The sequence below is a fragment of the Maritimibacter sp. DP1N21-5 genome (genome assembly GCF_019218295.1).
In the GTDB taxonomy this organism is placed as follows: Bacteria; Pseudomonadota; Alphaproteobacteria; order Rhodobacterales; family Rhodobacteraceae; genus Maritimibacter.
Genome location: NZ_JAHUZF010000006.1, coordinates 1,847,697 through 1,864,217 on the forward strand (window position 1 = coordinate 1,847,697; position 16,521 = coordinate 1,864,217).

Annotated in this window: 19 protein-coding genes; 10 read left to right on the forward strand and 9 right to left on the reverse strand. The window is 64.2% G+C overall.

Annotation, left to right across the window (positions count from 1 at the left end; translation table 11 throughout):
• Window positions 1-10 precede the first annotated feature (10 nt).
• On the reverse strand, window positions 11-706 hold the full coding sequence (locus tag KJP29_RS16735) for a fumarylacetoacetate hydrolase family protein (protein WP_218464648.1): 696 nt from the start codon (window positions 704-706) through the stop codon (window positions 11-13).
• An 88-nt stretch (window positions 707-794) separates the two neighbouring features.
• Here KJP29_RS16735 and KJP29_RS16740 point away from each other — a divergent pair, with 88 nt between their 5' ends.
• The 5 genes from KJP29_RS16740 to mnmH all read left to right on the forward strand — a co-directional run bounded on the left by KJP29_RS16740 (window position 795) and on the right by mnmH (window position 5,182).
• A complete protein-coding gene (locus KJP29_RS16740; RefSeq protein WP_255553644.1) occupies window positions 795-1,241 on the forward strand; it encodes a MarR family winged helix-turn-helix transcriptional regulator in 447 nt (148 codons plus the stop codon).
• Between the two features lie 107 nt (window positions 1,242-1,348).
• The gene (locus KJP29_RS16745; protein WP_218464649.1) at window positions 1,349-2,161 is read left to right on the forward strand and encodes a mannosyl-3-phosphoglycerate phosphatase; all 813 of its coding nucleotides are present in this window, start codon (window positions 1,349-1,351) and stop codon (window positions 2,159-2,161) included.
• Window positions 2,154-3,374 carry a glycosyl transferase gene (locus KJP29_RS16750; protein ID WP_218464650.1) on the forward strand — a complete coding sequence of 407 codons (1,221 nt, stop codon included), beginning with the start codon at window positions 2,154-2,156 and terminating at the stop codon, window positions 3,372-3,374. The genes KJP29_RS16745 and KJP29_RS16750 overlap by 8 nt, the downstream gene beginning before the upstream one ends.
• 129 nt (window positions 3,375-3,503) lie before the next feature.
• Window positions 3,504-4,145 carry a sugar transferase gene (locus tag KJP29_RS16755; protein ID WP_255553645.1) on the forward strand — a complete coding sequence of 214 codons (642 nt, stop codon included), beginning with the start codon at window positions 3,504-3,506 and terminating at the stop codon, window positions 4,143-4,145.
• On the forward strand, window positions 4,145-5,182 hold the full coding sequence (mnmH, locus tag KJP29_RS16760; protein WP_218464651.1) for a tRNA 2-selenouridine(34) synthase MnmH: 1,038 nt from the start codon (window positions 4,145-4,147) through the stop codon (window positions 5,180-5,182). The genes KJP29_RS16755 and mnmH overlap by 1 nt, the downstream gene beginning before the upstream one ends.
• 44 nt (window positions 5,183-5,226) lie before the next feature.
• Here the strand turns inward: mnmH and KJP29_RS16765 are convergent, their stop codons facing one another.
• The 6 genes from KJP29_RS16765 to KJP29_RS16790 form a co-directional block, all read right to left on the reverse strand.
• Entirely contained in the window at window positions 5,227-6,075 is an 849-nt protein-coding gene (locus KJP29_RS16765; protein WP_218464652.1) for a class III extradiol dioxygenase family protein, read from the reverse strand.
• Between the two features lie 12 nt (window positions 6,076-6,087).
• Window positions 6,088-6,447: a protocatechuate 4,5-dioxygenase subunit alpha gene (locus KJP29_RS16770; protein WP_218464653.1), complete on the reverse strand. Its 360-nt coding sequence runs from the start codon at window positions 6,445-6,447 to the stop codon at window positions 6,088-6,090.
• Window positions 6,448-6,660: 213 nt separating this feature from the next.
• Window positions 6,661-7,554, reverse strand: a complete 894-nt coding sequence (locus KJP29_RS16775; protein WP_218464654.1) for an amidohydrolase family protein — start codon at window positions 7,552-7,554, stop codon at window positions 6,661-6,663.
• A 1-nt stretch (window position 7,555) separates the two neighbouring features.
• Window positions 7,556-8,614, reverse strand: a complete 1,059-nt coding sequence (locus KJP29_RS16780; protein WP_218464655.1) for a 4-oxalomesaconate tautomerase — start codon at window positions 8,612-8,614, stop codon at window positions 7,556-7,558.
• 100 nt (window positions 8,615-8,714) lie between these two features.
• The gene (ligK, locus tag KJP29_RS16785) at window positions 8,715-9,407 is read right to left on the reverse strand and encodes a 4-carboxy-4-hydroxy-2-oxoadipate aldolase/oxaloacetate decarboxylase (protein WP_218464656.1); all 693 of its coding nucleotides are present in this window, start codon (window positions 9,405-9,407) and stop codon (window positions 8,715-8,717) included.
• Entirely contained in the window at window positions 9,407-10,156 is a 750-nt protein-coding gene (locus tag KJP29_RS16790) for a PIG-L deacetylase family protein (RefSeq protein ID WP_218464657.1), read from the reverse strand. The genes ligK and KJP29_RS16790 overlap by 1 nt, the downstream gene beginning before the upstream one ends.
• A gap of 147 nt (window positions 10,157-10,303) precedes the next feature.
• Here KJP29_RS16790 and KJP29_RS16795 point away from each other — a divergent pair, with 147 nt between their 5' ends.
• Genes KJP29_RS16795 through KJP29_RS16815 form a run of 5 tightly spaced genes read left to right on the forward strand, consistent with a single transcriptional unit; the run spans window position 10,304 to window position 14,725 of the window.
• A complete protein-coding gene (locus tag KJP29_RS16795) occupies window positions 10,304-11,539 on the forward strand; it encodes a LysR family transcriptional regulator (protein ID WP_218464658.1) in 1,236 nt (411 codons plus the stop codon).
• A 58-nt stretch (window positions 11,540-11,597) separates the two neighbouring features.
• The gene (locus KJP29_RS16800) at window positions 11,598-12,512 is read left to right on the forward strand and encodes an NAD(P)-dependent oxidoreductase (RefSeq protein ID WP_218464659.1); all 915 of its coding nucleotides are present in this window, start codon (window positions 11,598-11,600) and stop codon (window positions 12,510-12,512) included.
• Between the two features lie 12 nt (window positions 12,513-12,524).
• Entirely contained in the window at window positions 12,525-12,917 is a 393-nt protein-coding gene (ligA, locus tag KJP29_RS16805; protein ID WP_218464660.1) for a protocatechuate 4,5-dioxygenase subunit alpha, read from the forward strand.
• Window positions 12,917-13,768, forward strand: coding sequence for a class III extradiol dioxygenase subunit beta (locus KJP29_RS16810; protein WP_218464661.1), 852 nt, complete (start codon window positions 12,917-12,919; stop codon window positions 13,766-13,768). The genes ligA and KJP29_RS16810 overlap by 1 nt, the downstream gene beginning before the upstream one ends.
• Before the next feature lie 9 nt (window positions 13,769-13,777).
• Window positions 13,778-14,725, forward strand: coding sequence for a Gfo/Idh/MocA family oxidoreductase (locus KJP29_RS16815; protein ID WP_218464662.1), 948 nt, complete (start codon window positions 13,778-13,780; stop codon window positions 14,723-14,725).
• Window positions 14,726-14,788: 63 nt separating this feature from the next.
• Here KJP29_RS16815 and KJP29_RS16820 read toward each other — a convergent pair whose 3' ends face one another.
• A complete protein-coding gene (locus tag KJP29_RS16820; RefSeq protein WP_218464663.1) occupies window positions 14,789-15,079 on the reverse strand; it encodes a hypothetical protein in 291 nt (96 codons plus the stop codon).
• 162 nt (window positions 15,080-15,241) lie between these two features.
• On the reverse strand, window positions 15,242-16,504 hold the full coding sequence (locus KJP29_RS16825) for a glycerate kinase (protein WP_218464664.1): 1,263 nt from the start codon (window positions 16,502-16,504) through the stop codon (window positions 15,242-15,244).
• Window positions 16,505-16,521: the final 17 nt, after the last annotated feature.

Here is a 16,521-nt window from a genome sequence, read left to right on the forward strand (position 1 = left end):
GCCCCGTTTGTCATTCCGGGACGCCGTAGGTGAGCGTCACACCCGCGAGCCCGTCGATCCCGCCCTCGATCCGGTCGCCTTGCACCACCGGGCCGACACCCTCGGGCGTGCCGGTCAGTATGAGGTCGCCCGGCGCGAGGTGGTAGAGCGTCGAGAGATGCGCGACGATGTCCGCGCAGTCATGGATCATGTCGCCGAGCGACGCGTCCTGTCGCGTCGCGCCGTTGACGGCAAGGTGAATGCGCTGCGCTTCGGGCGCAAAGGCTGCGGCAGGTGTGAGCGGGGCGATGACCAGGCTGCCCTCGAAGTCCTTGCCGGTGTCCCATGGCCTGCGTTTTTCCTTGGCCATGTCCTGCAGGTCGCGCCGCGTCATGTCGAGCGCGCAGGCGTAGGCATGGATTGCCGCGCGTGCCTCTGCCTGGCCCGCCCGAAACACCGGGGACCCGATGACGAAGGCCAGTTCCATCTCGTGATGCAGTTTCCCCGTGCCGGGCGGAAACGGCAGGACAGCGCCGCTTCCCACCAGATGGGCCGGTGTCTTCGTGAAATAGAAGGGTGCCTCCCTGTCGACCTCCACCCCCATTTCGGCGGCATGGGCTGCATAATTCCGGCCCACGCAGAAGATGCGGGTGACAGGATAGCGAAGGTCGCTCCCGATCATGGGGACCGAGACCAAGGATGCGGGCGGGAAGAGATAGCGTGTCATGCCTCACCTTTTCCCAAGCCGGGGGCGAAGGGAAGAGCAAACCCGTAAGTATACTTGCCAGATGGTCTGGTCGTGCTAGGCTCGCGCCATGACCACCGCCGATTTCGCCACCATGCCCGGCCACCTGATCCGCCGGATGAACCAGCTCTCGACGGCGCTCTTCCGGGAGCGGATGAGCGCCTCCGGGCTCGACCTGACGCCCGTGCAATTCGCGGTCATGTCCGTGTTGGACGAGGCGGGCGAGACCGATCAGGCCAAGCTCGCCGCCCGTGTCGCCTATGACAAGGTGACGATCGGAGGCGTTGTGGACCGGCTGGTGGCCAAGGGGATGGTGGACCGAAGACCGTCGCGGACGGATCGCCGCGCCAAGGCGCTGCGCCTGACCCAGAACGGCATCGTGCTCCTCGACCGCGCGCGTCCCACGGTCCGCGACATGCAGGACGAACTCCTCGCCCGCCTGTCGCCCGACGAAGCCGCCACACTTTCCGCGCTGCTTGCGAAAGCTACGGGCGCGTCGGAGACACGCCTCCCGTAGCCCGAACGATAAGCGGCAACAAACGGTCCGCGCCGCAGCGCAGAAAAATCGCCCTCCGCGCCCTTTCCCGGGGTGCGCCGACCACCTGAAGGTGCCATGCTCGTCCCATGACCGACGCGCCGCACCTGCCGATCCTGATCTTTTCCGACCTCGATGGCACGCTCCTCGATCATCACAGCTACGACTGGGGCCCGGCCCGTCCGGCGCTGGACCGGCTCCGGCGGATGGGGGACGGCGTCGTGCTCGCGACGTCGAAGACCGCGGCCGAGGTCGTCAACTTGCGCCGGGACATGGGTCTCACCGACTGGCCCGCGATCGTCGAGAACGGTGCCGGCACGTTGCCAGCGCATGTGGACCACCTTCCCGAGGCGCCTGACTACGCTGCCCTCCGCGCCGCGCTGGATGCTCTTCCTGATGGCCTGCGAACACCCTTCACGGGCTTCGGCGACATGGACATCCCGGCGCTCGCGCGGACGACTGGCTTGCCTCTCGTCGCCGCCGCCGATGCCCGCGCCCGCGGGTTTTCCGAGCCGGGTCTCTGGACGGGCGACCATGCCACGCGCAACGCTTTCGTCGCCGCACTCGCCGAGATGGGTATCCATGCCCGCATGGGCGGACGGTTTCTCACCCTGTCTTTCGGCCGCACGAAAGCCGACGCCATGGCCGAAGTCACTCGCGCTCTCGCGCCTGGAGTCACCGTCGCGCTTGGCGACGCACCCAACGATGTCGAGATGCTCGAAGCCGCCGACATCGGCATCGTCATACCGAATCCCGACGCGGCACCCCTGCCCCCGCTCAAAGGTGAAAAATCAGGCAAGATCCGTCGCGCGACTGCTCCCGGACCGGTTGGCTGGAACCTTTCGGTCAGCCAAGTTATTGACGAAGTGGAAAAATCGCAGAAGGGCGCGGCGCATGGCTGACTTTCATCAGAACGGCAATATCACCACGCTGCACAATCTGCGCTCCCGTTCGGTCGAGGAACTGGACTACGAGCTGTCCGCCTTTGCCCAGACCCGCAAGATCAGCCTCATCCTGCCGTCTCTCTATTCCGAACTCGAAGGTCCGGCACTTGCCAATATCGTCGAGGAGCTCGTGCCGGTGCCCTACCTGCACCGCATCGTGATCGGGCTGGACCGCGCGGACGAGGCGCAATACCGCCACGCCCGCAGCTTTTTCTCGAAGCTGCCGCAGAACCATGTCGTCATCTGGAACGACAGTCCCCGGATGCTCGCCCTGCAGGAACGTCTCGAAACCCTGGGCCTCGCGCCGCAGGAACCCGGCAAGGGCAAGAACGTCTGGACCTCGATGGGCTATCTCATCGGCTGTGCCGACAGTGCGGTCATGGCGATCCATGACTGCGACATCGTCACCTACACGAACGAAATGCTCGCGCGTCTCGTCTATCCTGTAGCGAACCCGTCGTTCCCCTACCAGGTGGCCAAGGGCTATTACCCCCGCATCGGTGACGGCAAGCTCAACGGTCGCGTCACACGGCTGCTCGTCTCCCCGCTCCTCATCGCCTTGAAGCGTGTGATCGGGGATCGCGACTACCTCGATTACCTGCGCTCCTTCCGCTACCCGCTCTCCGGTGAATTCGCCATGCGCACCGCGATCCTGCCCGATCTGCGCATTCCGTCGGACTGGGGGCTGGAGATCGGCGTACTCTCCGAAGCCTGGCGCAATCTGGCCCCAAAGAGCGTCTGTCAGGTGGAAATCTCGGACGCCTATGACCACAAGCACCAGGACCTCTCCGAGGAAGACGCCTCGACCGGCCTGTCACGCATGTCTACCGACATCTGCAAGGCCATCTTCCGAAAGCTCGCCGCCGATGGCACGGTCTTCACACCCAACGTCTTCCGCACGCTCAAAGCCACCTACTACCGTTCCGCATTGGATCTGCTCGACGGCTATTACAACGACGCCAGGATGAACGGGCTGATCCTCGACCGCCATTCCGAGGAAAAGTCGATCGAGCTTTTCGCCGAGAACATCATCCGCGCCGGCAATGTGTTTCTCGACAACCCGCACGAAACGCCCTTCATCCCGACATGGAACCGGGTCCACGCCGCCGACCCGGCCTTTCTCAAGGATCTGCAGGCCGCCGTGCGCGAGGATTACGACGACTACGCCTAGTTGTGGGCGCGACAGCACGATTTGGCCTGTAGCCGTCGTTTGGGCGGCAATTGCCGTAGTAATATCTGAAAAGCCTCTCTAAAAGGCGGGCCTGACGGATTAGCAGGGTATCGAGGCCAAACGTTGAAGATGGATCGGGAAGAACCAGAGGCAGAGGCGCGCGCAATTGCGCATCCCGGCGGTTCGGCCTTCTTCTGGACAATGAAGCGCGCGGCGGATCTCGCCGTGGCCATCGCGGTCCTGCCCCTGCTCGCACTTGCGTCGCTCGTGCTGCTCATCGCCAACCCCATCGGCAATCCCGGCCCGCTTTTCTTCGTCCAGCCGCGCATGGGGCGCGACTGCCGGCCCTTCGCGGCCTTCAAGTTCCGCACCATGACCGAGGCGACCGGCCCGGTGCGCGGACACGACGATCCGCTGGAGCTTGACCGGATCACCCCACTCGGGGCCTTTCTTCGCCGCTCCCGCATCGACGAGATGCCGCAGGTCATCAACATCCTGCGCGGCGAGATGAGCCTGATCGGGCCGCGCCCGGATTTCTTCAGCCATGCCCGTATCTATCTGCGTGCGATTCCCGAATACCGCGACCGTCATCGCATCCGTCCCGGCATCTCGGGGCTGGCGCAAGTCGACCTTGGCTATGCCGAGGGGCTCGAGGCGACGCGGGCCAAGGTGGCCGCCGATCTTTACTACATCGAGCACGCGAGTTTCGCGATGGACGCGCGTCTGCTGTGGCGCACGGCGTTGACCATCCTGCGGGGACAAGGCCGCTGATGCCGATTGCGCTCGGCACGCTGACGGATCTCGCGGCGCTACCTTTCGACGAGATCATCGACGTGCGCTCGCCCGCCGAATTTGCCGAGGACCACATTCCCGGCGCGATCAATCTGCCTGTCCTGTCGAACGAAGAACGCGCCGTGGTCGGCACGATCTATGTGCAGGAGGACCCCTTCAAGGCCCGCAAGGTCGGCGCTGCGCTGGTCGCCCGCAACGCCGCGCGCCATCTCGAGGAAACGCTGGCCGACCGCCCGGGCGGCTGGCGTCCGCTGGTCTATTGCTGGCGCGGTGGACAACGGTCGGGCTCCTTCGCGGCGCTGCTTCAGAACATCGGCTGGCGGGCGGACACCGTGCAGGGGGGGTACAAGACCTTTCGTCGGCTCGTCGTGTCCATGCTGCACGACCAACCGCTGCCGTTTCGCCCGATCCTGATCGACGGCGGCACCGGGACGGCCAAGACGCGGCTCCTCCATCATATCGCGGCTTCGGGTGGACAGGTCATCGACCTCGAGGCGATGGCCGAACATCGCGGGTCACTCTTCGGGCTGTTGGGCGGGGCACAGCCCGCGCAGAAGACGTTTGAAAGCCGGATCGCCATGGCGCTGACCGCGCTCGACCCAGCGCGGCCCGTATTCGTCGAGGCGGAAAGCTCCAAGATCGGCGGGCTGCTCATCCCGCCGTCCCTCTGGAAGGCGATGCTGGGCGCGGAATATTACGAGGTGCAGGCTCCTCTCGCCGCCCGCGCCGCCCATCTGATCGAGGCCTATCCCGACATCGCCGACGATCCCGACCGGCTCGCCGCCACGCTGGGAAAACTTGCCCGGTATCATGGTCATGCGAAGGTCGAGGAGTGGTTAGGGCTCGCCGAGGCCCGAAATGGCATGGCCCTCGCCTCCGATCTCATCGCGACACATTACGACGGGGCCTACAAACGGATCCGGGGCGACGCTGACCCGCGCGAGGTACTTTACCTTCCTGACCTGTCGGAAGGGACCCTTGCAGCCTTGGGACAACGGCTCGCAAGAAACGTGTAGGCCGGGTTTTCTCCCGGCCTACTGTCTCTGCCTGAATGTTCGATTTATGCAGCGCATTCCAGCAGAAGTGTGCCGGCAGCGGTGTTCGAGATCGGAATATGATAGTTCCGCGTAATCTCGGTCACATTGTCACCCAGCGCCCCGCGCATCATCATCCACATCAGGAACTCGGTCCCCTGAGCGCCGGCCTTTTCGACCAGCTCCATCCGCGTGATCTTGGTCAGCTCGTCGGGGTTCGACACGATGTTGTCGAGGCAGTACTGGTCGAACTCCTTGTTGATGAAGCCCGCCCGTTGCCCGTCCAGCTGGTGCGACAGCCCGCCGGTGCCAAGGATCACGACCGTCGCATCCTCGGGGAAGGACCGAAGCGCCTTGCCCAGGGCCCGGCCGAACTCCAGCGCCCGCGCCAGCGTCGGGATCGGATGCTGCACGGTGTTGGCAGAAATCGGCACCGTCTTCGGCATGTCCGGGTGATGGGGTGCGCCGGGCCAGAACAGCTGCATCGGCACGACGAAGCCATGGTCCACCGCGAGCTCCTGACAGGTGGTCAGGTCGAAGTGGTCGGCCACCATCGATTCCGCGATGTGCCACGAGAGTTCCGGCGCACCGGGGAACGGATCGAGCGCCGGAAGCCCCCAGCCCTCGTCCTCGTTGCGGTATTCATGGGCGCAGCCGATCGCGAAGGACGGCATCCGGTCGAGGAAAAAGCCCAGCCCGTGGTCGTTGTAGATGTTGATGCAATAGTCGGGCTTGGTGTCCTTGATCCACTGGTGGACCTTCGGATAGCCGTCGAAGAAGGGCTTCCAATAGGGGTCGTCCTGCAGCCCCTTCTGGATCGCGTTGCCGACCGAGGGGATGTGGGAGGTCGTGATCCCGCCTAGAACTTTTGCCATGGTCTCGCTCCCTTACGCCTGGCTTAACAGATAGTCTTTGAATTCTTCGGTGGTCTTGCCGGTCTGCATCCCACCCACGTCCTGCACGCCCAGTCCGAAGATCCCGGCGAATTTGGCGAGGTAGTAGATGTTGCCCCCGGCATCGAGCAGACCCAGCACGTCGCGCGCCCGGATGGCGGCCTTCTGCTGCTCGTTGAGACCGTATTTCTCCATCCAGGCCTCTTCGTCGGCGCGGAACGCCTCGCGGTTTTCGGCGCGGTTGAAGTCGTAGCACATCTTGTTCAGCGCGTAGCCCTTCATGGCCTGTTTGCCGTCGAAGATCGTCGTGCCCGGAATGTCGATGTGGTAATCGTGGCTCGGCATATCATGCATGGCCTATCCTCCTTTTCATGTCCTGAGACCTTGTCGCACGCGCGGCCCCACCGGTTTTTGACCTGAATCAAACCGGGGTCCCGAGGGCGGTGTTTGGATGGACGGAACATAAATCTTATGCCCTGCACGGGAGTGATCCCCTGTTGGCGCAGGCTCGAACTGAAAAGGGGCCGCCCATGGCAGCCCCTCGCAACACCCAAATTCAATGCGCCGTCAGCGCGCCCAGTAAAGCCGCATCGGGTTGTCCACGAGCAGCTTCTTCTGCTCGGCATCGGTCGGCGCGATGCGCGGGATGAAGTCCACGAGCTTGCCGTCATCCGGCATGTGGCTCTTCATGTTGGGATGCGGCCAGTCGGTGCCCCAGAGCACGCGGTCCGGGAACATCTCGACCACCTTCTTGGCGAACGGCACCACGTCGTCATAGGTGTCGGGCCCGACCTTGGACAGCCGCTCCGGGCAGGTCACCTTGGACCAGATGTTCTCGTTGCGGGCCATCAGGTCGAGGAAGCGCTGGAAATCCGGGTGATCGACCCCTTTCTCCACATCGGGCCGCCCCATGTGATCAACCACGATCACGGTAGGCAGTTGTTCGAGAAACGGCACAAGCTCCTCGAGGTCCTGCGCCTCGAAGTAAACGACGATGTGCCAGCCGAAGGGTTTGATCTTCTCGGCAATCGATAGGAACACCTCTTTCGGCGTCGCATCGACAAGACGTTTGACGAAGTTGAACCGCACCCCGCGCACGCCGGCCGCGTCCATCTCGCGGATCTCGTCCTCGGTGATGTCCGGCCCCACGCTCGCGATCCCGCGAGCAAGGTCGCCGGCGGTGCGGCAGGCATCCACCATCGCGCGGTTGTCCTTGCCGTGACAGGTCGCCTGCACGATCACGTTGCGCTGGAAGCCAAGGTAATCCCGCAGCTTGTAGAGCTCGTCCTTGCCTGCGTTGCAGGGCGTGTATTTCCGCTCCGGCGCGAACGGGAACTCGGGGCTCGGACCGAACACATGGCAATGCGCATCCACCGCGCCTTCGGGCAGCGTAAACGCCGGTTTCGAGGGGTTCGGGTGGAAATCCAGCCAGTCGGCGTCTTTCACTTGCACTTCGGTCATATCAGTCTCCAAAAACCATGCCGTCCATCAGCTTGCGCGCCGTGCGCAGGATGGCGGCGGACACCGGGGTTCCGGTCCTATCGAGTTTTGCAATGACGGTCATCTCGCCCGTCGGATGTTCGACAGAGAGGCTGCGCTCGTCGCCCTCGCCCACCTCTGCAAGCCCGGAAGCGGGCGATCCCTCGAGCAGGCAGGCGGTCGCGACGCTCACCGCGCCCAGCACCCCGATCGTCTTGTGACAGCGGTGCGGAATGAAGGTTCGTGTGTTGATCGCGCCGCCGTTCTTCGGGGCCGTGACCATGGTCATCTTGGGCACGGATTTCTCGGACACGTCGCCCAGGTTCATCATCGGGCCACAGGCGAGCCGAATAGCCTCGAGCTTCGCGCGCAGGTCCTTGTTGCCTTCCAGCTCTTCCGGCGTCTCGTCGCCGCTGATCCCAAGGTCCGCGCCGCGCATGACGACGCAGGGCATCCCGTTGTCGATCATCGTGACCTCGACACCTTCGACCGTGTCGACGACGTTCCCCGTGGGCAAAAGCGCGCCACAGGAGGACCCGGCGGTGTCCTTGAACTCCAGCGGAATGGGCGCCGAGGTGCCCGGCACCCCGTCGATCCGCGCCTCACCCTTGTAGGTCACTTCCCCGCCCGGCGTCTGCACGGAAGCAATCGCCACCTGCCCGGTGTTCTCCATATAGATCGACACTTCGGTGACATCGCCGGTGGCCTCGATCAACCCGCGCTCGATCGCAAAGGGGCCGACGCCCGCGAGCATGTTTCCGCAGTTCTGCTTGTCCGTGACGATGGGCTGATCGACAAAAACCTGCAGGAACAGGTAATCGACATCGACCCCCTCCCGTTCGGACCGCTTCACCACCGCGACCTTCGCCGTCAAAGGATCGGCCCCGCCCATCCCGTCGATCTGGCGCACATCCGGCGATCCCATGATCCGAAGCAGAAACGCATCCCGCGCGGCCTCGTCCTCCGGCAGGTCGCCCGACAGGAAATACCCGCCCTTCGACGTCCCGCCCCGCATCCACATGCACCGCACACCTTCCGTCACGGGTCCATCCTTCTCTGGTTCATAAATATCCTGGAGGGGGTCTGGGGGAGGCAAAGCCTCCCCCAGTTGGTCGGATTTCGCGCAAGCGAAATTCGAACCCTCACACGTACTTCAGGCCCTTTTCACCGAGCCGTTCCCGCATCTTGTAGATGTCGAGACCCAGTTCGCCCGCCTCGAACCGGGCTCGTTTCTCGCCCTCATTCGCCTCGCGCGCCTGCGCCTTCTTCAGCACATCCGCCGCCTCCGCGCGCCGCACGACGACCACGCCGTCATCGTCGGCCACGACGACATCACCCGGATTGACCAACTCGTCGGCGCAGACGACGGGCACGTTGACCGAACCCAGCGTCTCCTTGATCGTGCCCTGCGCGCCCACCGCCTTGGACCAGACCGGAAAGCCCATCTCGGTCAGGTCGCGCACGTCGCGCACGCCCGCGTCGATGATGAGCCCGCGGCAGCCCCGTGCCATCGCACTTGTCGCCAGAAGGTCGCCGAAATAACCCGCGTCGGAGGGCGAGATCGTGCCAAGAAGAAGCACGTCCCCCGCCTGAAGCTGCTCGATGGCCACATGGATCATCCAGTTGTCCATTGGCGGTGCGAGGATCGTCACGGCCGAGCCCGCGATCCGTGCGCCCGGATAGATCGGGCGCATGTAGCTATTGAGCAGACCTTTGCGCCCCTGCGCCTCATGCACCGTCGCCACGCCACAGGCCGCAAGCCCGTCGATCACTGCCTGATCGGCCCGTTCGATGTTCTGAACCACGACCCCCGTGGTGCCCGGCTGATAGATCATCAGTCCAGTTCCTCCACGGTGCGCGGGAAGATCGCCTCGAAGCCTTCGGCGTACTTCGCGTTCTTGCCGCCCGACTGGCCGCCAGAGTTGCGCTTGTAGTGGTTGGCGCGGTTCTCGGCCACGTTCTCATAGAAATGCCACAGGTGCTCCTGGCCCTGCATGCACTGGATCGCGGCCCACTTCTTGTCCCAGACCTCAGTGATGTCGAGAAACACGTTGGGCTTCCAGCCCATCTGTTCGGTCTGGTGCGGCTCGAAGAGATAAAGCTGCGGCGCGCCCAGCACCTTCTGCCCAGGATTGTGGCCCCAGGCCTGCGCGACCATCCGCGCCTCGAGCGCGAAGTCGGTCGTGCGCATGTGGTCGGTGTTATAGGGGTCCCATTTCGAATGCGAGAACATGAACTTCGGCTGCACTTCGCGGATGATGTCGACCATCATGTCGACCGTCTCGCGCCCCAGATCGAGCGGGTAGTCGCCCCGGTCGAGGAAGCGGATGTCGTTGATGCCCAGCGCGGCAGCGGCGTTTTCGGCCTCTTCGCGGCGCGCGGCCTTCACTTTGTCCAGCGTCATGCCTTCCTGCTTCCACAGTTTCGCGCTTTCGCCGCGTTCGCCATAGGACAGGCATACCACCGTCACTTCATATCCCTTGGCCTGATGCAGTGCGATCGCGCCGCCGCAGCGCCAGACGAAATCGGCGGAGTGGGCGGAAATGACGAGGGCGGTTTTCTTGGCTGTGTTCGCGTCGGACATGACGTCTCCCTGAGGGTCGGTTGCGTGTTTTGCCCCCGCATAGGACCGCGCGCGACGAGAGACCATTTGAATCCCGGACGCGCTTCATAAATATTTGCTATAGGCCACGCGGATCGACCTGCGGCAGGAAACAGGCAAGATACTGGTATGACAGTCGAATTTCCAAATCTGAGGCACCTGAAGGCTTTCATGGAAGTTGCCGACGCCCGCGGCATCTCGGCCGCGGCGCATCGTGTCCACCTGTCCCAGCCCGCCGTGACGCAGGCAATCTCGGGGCTGGAGGACCGGCTGGGCATGGCGCTTTTCGACCGCCGCGCCGAGGGCATGTTCCCCACCGACGCGGGCGAACTGCTGCTGGCCCGCGTCCGGCGCATGTTTGCCCATCTCGCCCATGGTGGCGCGCTGGCGGTCCGGCTCGCCCGGCGCGAAGGCAAGCCGGTGACCGATTTCCACACCCGCGTCACCGCCGCGCAACTGCGCGCGCTCATCGCGATCCGGGAAGCCGGGAATTTCAGCCTCGCCGCACGGATGCTCGACATCTCGCAACCCTCGATCCACCGGGCGGGGCGCGATCTCGAGAAGCTCTCGGGCATGTCGCTCTTCGCCGCCGGTCGGCGCGGTATCGAGCTGACCCCACAGGCCGAGGCTTTCGCCCGCTCGGTCAAACTGGCCGAAGCCGAGCTCAAGCAGGGCTTCGACGACCTGACCCGGATCGCAGGGCGCGATTCCACCCGCATCACCATCGGCTCCATGCCGCTGTCCCGCACCGATATCCTGCCGTCGGCCATCCACGCCCTTCTGGCCGAGGCGGCAGGCGTCCAGATCCGCACCATCGACGCGCCCTATGCCGAGCTTTTGCGCGGCCTGCGCTACGGCGAGATCGACGTGTTGATCGGGGCGCTGCGCGACCCGGTCCCGGTCGAGGACGTGGAACAGTCGGTGCTCTTCGAGGACCATCTCTCGGTGGTCGCGGGCCCGGCCCATCCGCTGGCCAAGCGGCTCTCGGTCAAGATCGACGAATTGCTCGACTATCCCTGGATCGCGCCGCCGCGGGAAACGCCGGGCGGCAGTTACCTCTACAGGACGCTCGGGATCGCCGACATGCAAAAGACCCCGGTGCGGATCGTGTCCTCGTCGATGGTGCTGGTGCGCGGCCTGCTCGCCCGAGGCGATTACCTCACCATCCTGTCGCCCAATCAGGCCGCGGTCGAGATTGCGCGCGGGGACATGGTGCCTTTGGACCTGACCCTGCCGGAAAGCGCCCGGCCCATCGGACTGACCACGCGGACCGGATGGGTGCCGACGGCGACGCAGGCCCGGTTTATCGACCTTATCCGCGCCGCGGCCACACCGGCGGAAACCGGACGACTATACCCAGAATGAATAGCGCCTCCGGGCAACGAATTTCACAAAACTCGCCCTCGTACCTACATGCAGGTCTATGCGAACGGACCCCAATCATATCGCGCTCATCGGATTCGGTGAAGCCGGACAGGCCCTTGCCCGGGGTTGGCGCCGCGATGTGCCGGAGGTTCGGATCTCGGCGTTCGATATCAAGACCCTCGCCCCCGCGACCGAGGAGGCCATGCGCGACAGCTATCGCCGCGCCGGGGTCGAAGGCCACGACAACCTGCCCGAGGCGCTGGCCGAAGCGGATGTGGCCTTTTCCGTGGTCACCGCGGACCGGGCAGGCGACGTGGCGCGCGCTGCTGCGCCGTTCCTGAGAGAAGACGCGTTGTTCTATGATGGCAATTCCTGCGCCCCGGGCACCAAGGCTGCATCGGCACAGGCGGTGGAGGCCGCCGGTGCGCGCTATGTCGACTGCGCGATCATGGCGCCGATCCACCCGAACCTGCACAGGACCCGAATGCTGCTGTCCGGACCCCACGCAGACGTCGCACAGGACGCGGCCGTGGCTCTCGCCATGGACATGCGGGTGCTCGCGGGGCCCGTGGGGCGGGCGTCGACCGTGAAAATGCTGCGCTCGGTCATGATCAAGGGGATCGAGGCGCTGACGCTCGAAAGCCTGCTCGCCGCCCGTGCCGCCGGTTGCGAGGATGATATCGTCGCCGCGCTCGACGCGTCCATGCCCGGGTGGGACTGGGCCGCGCGAGCCGCCTATAACATCGAGCGCACGACCACTCATGGCACCCGCCGCGCCGCGGAAATGCGGGAGGTTGCCAAGACCGTCGCCGCTCTTGGCCTGCCGCCCCGAATGGCGCAAGCTACGGTGGACTGGCAAGCGGACATGGGCGCGCTGGGGCTGCCCCCCGGCCCCAAAGACCTCGCTGCCCGCGCCGATGCCGTTCTGGCCGCACTTGGCCTTACAGATACCGACACACTCAAACACGCGTAACAGGAGGAACTCATGGCGGAGAAGGAATACGACGACATTCCCGGCACCTACGTTTTCGACGCAGACCGGTCCCGTCAGGGCTATTGGCTCAATCAATTCTGCATCTCGCTCGGCAAGGAAGTGAACCGTCAGGCGTTCCGGGACGACCCCGAGGCGCATATGGCCAAGTTCAAGATGACCGAGGAACAGAAACAGGCCGTCCGCGACCGCGACTGGAACCGGCTGCTCGAACTGGGTGGCAACATTTATTACACCTCGAAACTCGGCGCCTTCGACGGCATCGTGTTTCAGGACCTCGCCGCGATGATGTCGGGCATGAGCCGCGACGACTATCGCGCGATGATGGTCGCCGGGGGCCGCAGCCCCGACGGCAACCGCTACAAATCCGAATGGGAGAAGAAATAATGGCCAAGATCACAGCAGGTATCGCGTGCAGCCATGTGCCCGCCATCGGCGTGGCCATGGACCAGCACATCACCGAACAGCCCTATTGGGTTCCCGTCTTCGAGGGCTTCGAGTTCTCGCGCGAGTGGAACAAGGAGAACAAGCCCGACGTGGTGTTCCTCGTCTACAACGACCACTGCACGGTGTTCGACGCCTCGTGCATCCCGACCTTTGCGCTGGGCTGCGCGGCCGAGTTCGCACCCGCCGACGAAGGCTGGGGCGCGCGACCGGTGCCGGTGGTGAAGAACCATCAGGAACTGGCGAGCCACATCGCGCAGTCGCTCATCCTCGACGAGTTCGACATGACGATCATGAACGAGATGGAAGTGGACCACGGCCTGACCGTGCCGCTGTCGGTCATGTTCGGTGACAAGACGCCCGAGGACGACTGGGGCACGCTGGTAATCCCGCTCGCCGTCAACGTGGTGCAGTATCCCGCCCCGACGGCGAACCGCTGCTTTGCGCTGGGTCAGGCGATCAAGCGCGCCGTCGAAAGCTGGCCCGAGGACATCAATGTCCACATCTACGGCACCGGCGGCATGTCGCACCAGTTGCAGGCGCAACGCGCCGGGCTGATCAACGCGACCTGGGACCAGCAGTTCATGGATATTCTAGTGAACGAACCCGAAAAGGCCCGCAAGATCTCGCACCTCGAGTTCCTGCGTGAAACCGGCTCGGAAGGCATCGAAATGGTCATGTGGCTGGTCATGCGCGGTGCGCTCGAAGAGAAGGTCACCGAAGTGCATCGCCACTACCACGTGCCTGCCTCGAACACGGCGGTCGGCCACCTCATCCTCGAAAACCACGCATAAGGAGACCACATGCGGATTTGTGTTGCAGGCGCTTACGGCGCCTTCGGGATCAAGCACATGGACGCCCTCGCCAATATTGAGGGTGTCGAAGTCACCTCGGTCATGGGGCCGACGAAGGAAAAGATCGAAGCCTTCGCCAAGGAACGCGGTGTCGGTCACGCGGGCACGACGCTGGTCGAATGTCTCGCCCGTGACGACGTCGATGCGGTGATCCTGTCGACGCCCACGCAGATGCACGCGGAACAGGCCATCGCCTGTATGGATGCGGGCAAGCATGTGCTGGTGGAAATTCCGATGGCGGACAGCCTCGAGGATTCCATCGCGGTGGTCGAGAAGCAGAAGGAAACCGGGCTCGTCGCGATGGCCGGTCAGGTCCGCCGTTTCAACCCCTCGCACCAGTGGATCCACAACAAGATCAAGGCGGGCGAGCTGAAGATCCAGCAGATGGACGTCCAGACCTATTTCTTCCGCCGCACGAACACCAACGCCAAGGGTGAAGCGCGGTCGTGGACGGACCACCTTCTGTGGCATCACGCCTGTCACACCGTTGATCTGTTCCAATATCAGACCGGCGAAAGCGTGTCGCAGAGCTTCGGCCTTCAGGGACCGATGCACCCGGACCTCGACATCGCGATGGATATGGCCATCGGGATGAAGACCCCCTCGGGCGCGATCTGCACCCTGTCGCTGTCCTTCAACAACGATGGGCCCTTCGGAACATTCTTCCGCTACATCTGCGACAATGGAACTTACATCGCGCGTTACGACGACCTGTTCGACGGGAAAGAGAACCCCATCGACCTGTCGGGCGTAGCCGTGTCCAACAACGGGATCGAGCTGATTGACCGGGAATTCGTCGCGGCGATCAAGGAGGGCCGCCAGCCCAATGGCGCCGTGGCCGACGTGCTCCCCGCGATGGAGACGCTCGACAAGATCGAGAAGAGCTTCGCGAACTGACGCTTTCGGCAAGACCCATGAACGGAAACACGAAAGGCCGCGCGATCTGCGCGGCCTTTCTCGTCAAGTGATCTCGAAGCCCTGACTTCGCCCGGCAAAGGAACTGAACCGTTCCGCCGTGTCCAGATCGACGTCCGTCGGCAGCTCGGCGCGATCCAGAAGCGCCGAGAAATGCGCATAGATCGCCTGCGCCTCGCCCAGCGAAACAGCGGTCAGATTATGATATCCGATGGCCGTCGCCCGTTCTCCCTGAACCAGGCCGGCACGGCGTATCTCCCGCATCAGGGGACGCCAAAGCCGGTTTACCAGGACAAGATCGTGGGCGGGGTTGGCCGTATCGACGAGCGTGAACATCCGTGGACCCCAGGTCGGCACTTCAAGTATCGCGAGGTTAGCATGAAACCCGCCTTCTGTCACTGTGAGTCTCGGTTAGCCCGCCAGATGACTTAGGGATAACTGATTGTCACCATTCACAAAAACTTGTACGCCGGCGAAAGACCAAACGTTCCCATCGCGTTAACGAACAAGAATGGCCCGGAAATCGTTCACATTCGTTCCTGTCGGCCCCGGCGAAAACAGGCCGTCGATGGCGGCAAAAGCGGAAAAGGCGTCATTTCGAGCCAACATATCGCCCGGATCGCGACCGGCGTCGCGAATCCGTGCCGCCGTTGTTCCGTCGGCGAAAGCGCCCGCGTTGTCCTCGGAGCCGTCGATCCCGTCGGTATCGGCGGCCAAGGCGAAAATTCCTTCGCAGCCATCAATGGCCAGTGCGAAGGACAGAAGGAACTCGGTGTTGCGGCCTCCCTTGCCTCTGCCCCGGAGCGTCACCGTGGTCTCGCCGCCCGACAGGATCACCACGGGTTTCTCGAACGGCCGGTTCTTCGACTGCACCTCCCGCGCAATGGCGGCATGGACCCGCGCCACGTCCCGCGCCTCGCCTTCGATCGCATCCGAGAGGATCACCGCCGGCAGGCCCATGTCACGCGCGACTTGCGCCGCCGCTTCGAGCGAGCGTGCGGCAGACGCGATGACCTTGACCTCGCTCCGCGCGAAAACCGGGTCTTCGGGGTCCGGAACCGGGGCCGCTTCAATGGCCGCCAGCATCCGTTCCGGCAGGTCGATGCCGTAGGACCGAATTGCCGCCAGTGCCTCAAGCGGGCCGGACCTGTCCGGCACCGTCGGACCCGAGGCGACCTGCGCAGGATCGTCGCCCGGCACGTCGGAGACGACGAACGAGACGACCTTGGCCGGATGCGCGGCGGCAGCGAGCCGCCCGCCCTTGATCCGCGAGAAGCATTTGCGCACCGCGTTCATCGCGGAAATCGGCGCACCTGATGCGAGCAACGCCTCGTTCAGCGCCTGTTCGTCGGCGAGCGTGAAACCCTCGGGCGGCGCCGGGAGGAGCGCCGACCCCCCGCCGGTGATCAGGGCAATCACAAGATCATCTTCCGTCAGCCCCGACACCCGGTCAAACAGCGCCTCCGCCGCCGACGCACCTGCGGCATCCGGCACAGGATGGCTGGCTTCCAGCACCGTGACGCGACGGGTTTCGGCCGCGTATCCGTACCGCGTCACGACCGTTCCCTCGACAGGACCGCCCCAGAGATCCTCGAAGGCCGCCGCCACCTGTGCCACGCCTTTGCCCGCCCCAACGACCACCACCTTTCCAGCCGGTTTCGGCGGCAGGTGCCCCACCAGAGCCGCCTTCGGGTCCGCAGCTCGAATCGCCTCATCGAAGAGCCGGGTCAGGATATCGCGGGTGTCTTGGCTATTCGTCATAAGGTTCTAATGAACTT

Bases quoted from the DNA above. Each gene is read 5' to 3' on its own strand.
- KJP29_RS16735 (WP_218464648.1), bottom strand. From the start codon at position 706: ATGACACGCTATCTCTTCCCGCCCGCATCCTTGGTCTCGGTCCCCATG.
- KJP29_RS16740 (WP_255553644.1), top strand. From the start codon at position 795: ATGACCACCGCCGATTTCGCCACCATGCCCGGCCACCTGATCCGCCGG.
- KJP29_RS16745 (WP_218464649.1), top strand. From the start codon at position 1,349: ATGACCGACGCGCCGCACCTGCCGATCCTGATCTTTTCCGACCTCGAT.
- KJP29_RS16750 (WP_218464650.1), top strand. From the start codon at position 2,154: ATGGCTGACTTTCATCAGAACGGCAATATCACCACGCTGCACAATCTG.
- KJP29_RS16755 (WP_255553645.1), top strand. From the start codon at position 3,504: ATGGATCGGGAAGAACCAGAGGCAGAGGCGCGCGCAATTGCGCATCCC.
- mnmH (WP_218464651.1), top strand. From the start codon at position 4,145: ATGCCGATTGCGCTCGGCACGCTGACGGATCTCGCGGCGCTACCTTTC.
- KJP29_RS16765 (WP_218464652.1), bottom strand. From the start codon at position 6,075: ATGGCAAAAGTTCTAGGCGGGATCACGACCTCCCACATCCCCTCGGTC.
- KJP29_RS16770 (WP_218464653.1), bottom strand. From the start codon at position 6,447: ATGCATGATATGCCGAGCCACGATTACCACATCGACATTCCGGGCACG.
- KJP29_RS16775 (WP_218464654.1), bottom strand. From the start codon at position 7,554: ATGACCGAAGTGCAAGTGAAAGACGCCGACTGGCTGGATTTCCACCCG.
- ligK (WP_218464656.1), bottom strand. From the start codon at position 9,407: ATGATCTATCAGCCGGGCACCACGGGGGTCGTGGTTCAGAACATCGAA.
- KJP29_RS16790 (WP_218464657.1), bottom strand. From the start codon at position 10,156: ATGTCCGACGCGAACACAGCCAAGAAAACCGCCCTCGTCATTTCCGCC.
- KJP29_RS16795 (WP_218464658.1), top strand. From the start codon at position 10,304: ATGACAGTCGAATTTCCAAATCTGAGGCACCTGAAGGCTTTCATGGAA.
- KJP29_RS16800 (WP_218464659.1), top strand. From the start codon at position 11,598: ATGCGAACGGACCCCAATCATATCGCGCTCATCGGATTCGGTGAAGCC.
- ligA (WP_218464660.1), top strand. From the start codon at position 12,525: ATGGCGGAGAAGGAATACGACGACATTCCCGGCACCTACGTTTTCGAC.
- KJP29_RS16810 (WP_218464661.1), top strand. From the start codon at position 12,917: ATGGCCAAGATCACAGCAGGTATCGCGTGCAGCCATGTGCCCGCCATC.
- KJP29_RS16815 (WP_218464662.1), top strand. From the start codon at position 13,778: ATGCGGATTTGTGTTGCAGGCGCTTACGGCGCCTTCGGGATCAAGCAC.
- KJP29_RS16820 (WP_218464663.1), bottom strand. From the start codon at position 15,079: ATGTTCACGCTCGTCGATACGGCCAACCCCGCCCACGATCTTGTCCTG.
- KJP29_RS16825 (WP_218464664.1), bottom strand. From the start codon at position 16,504: ATGACGAATAGCCAAGACACCCGCGATATCCTGACCCGGCTCTTCGAT.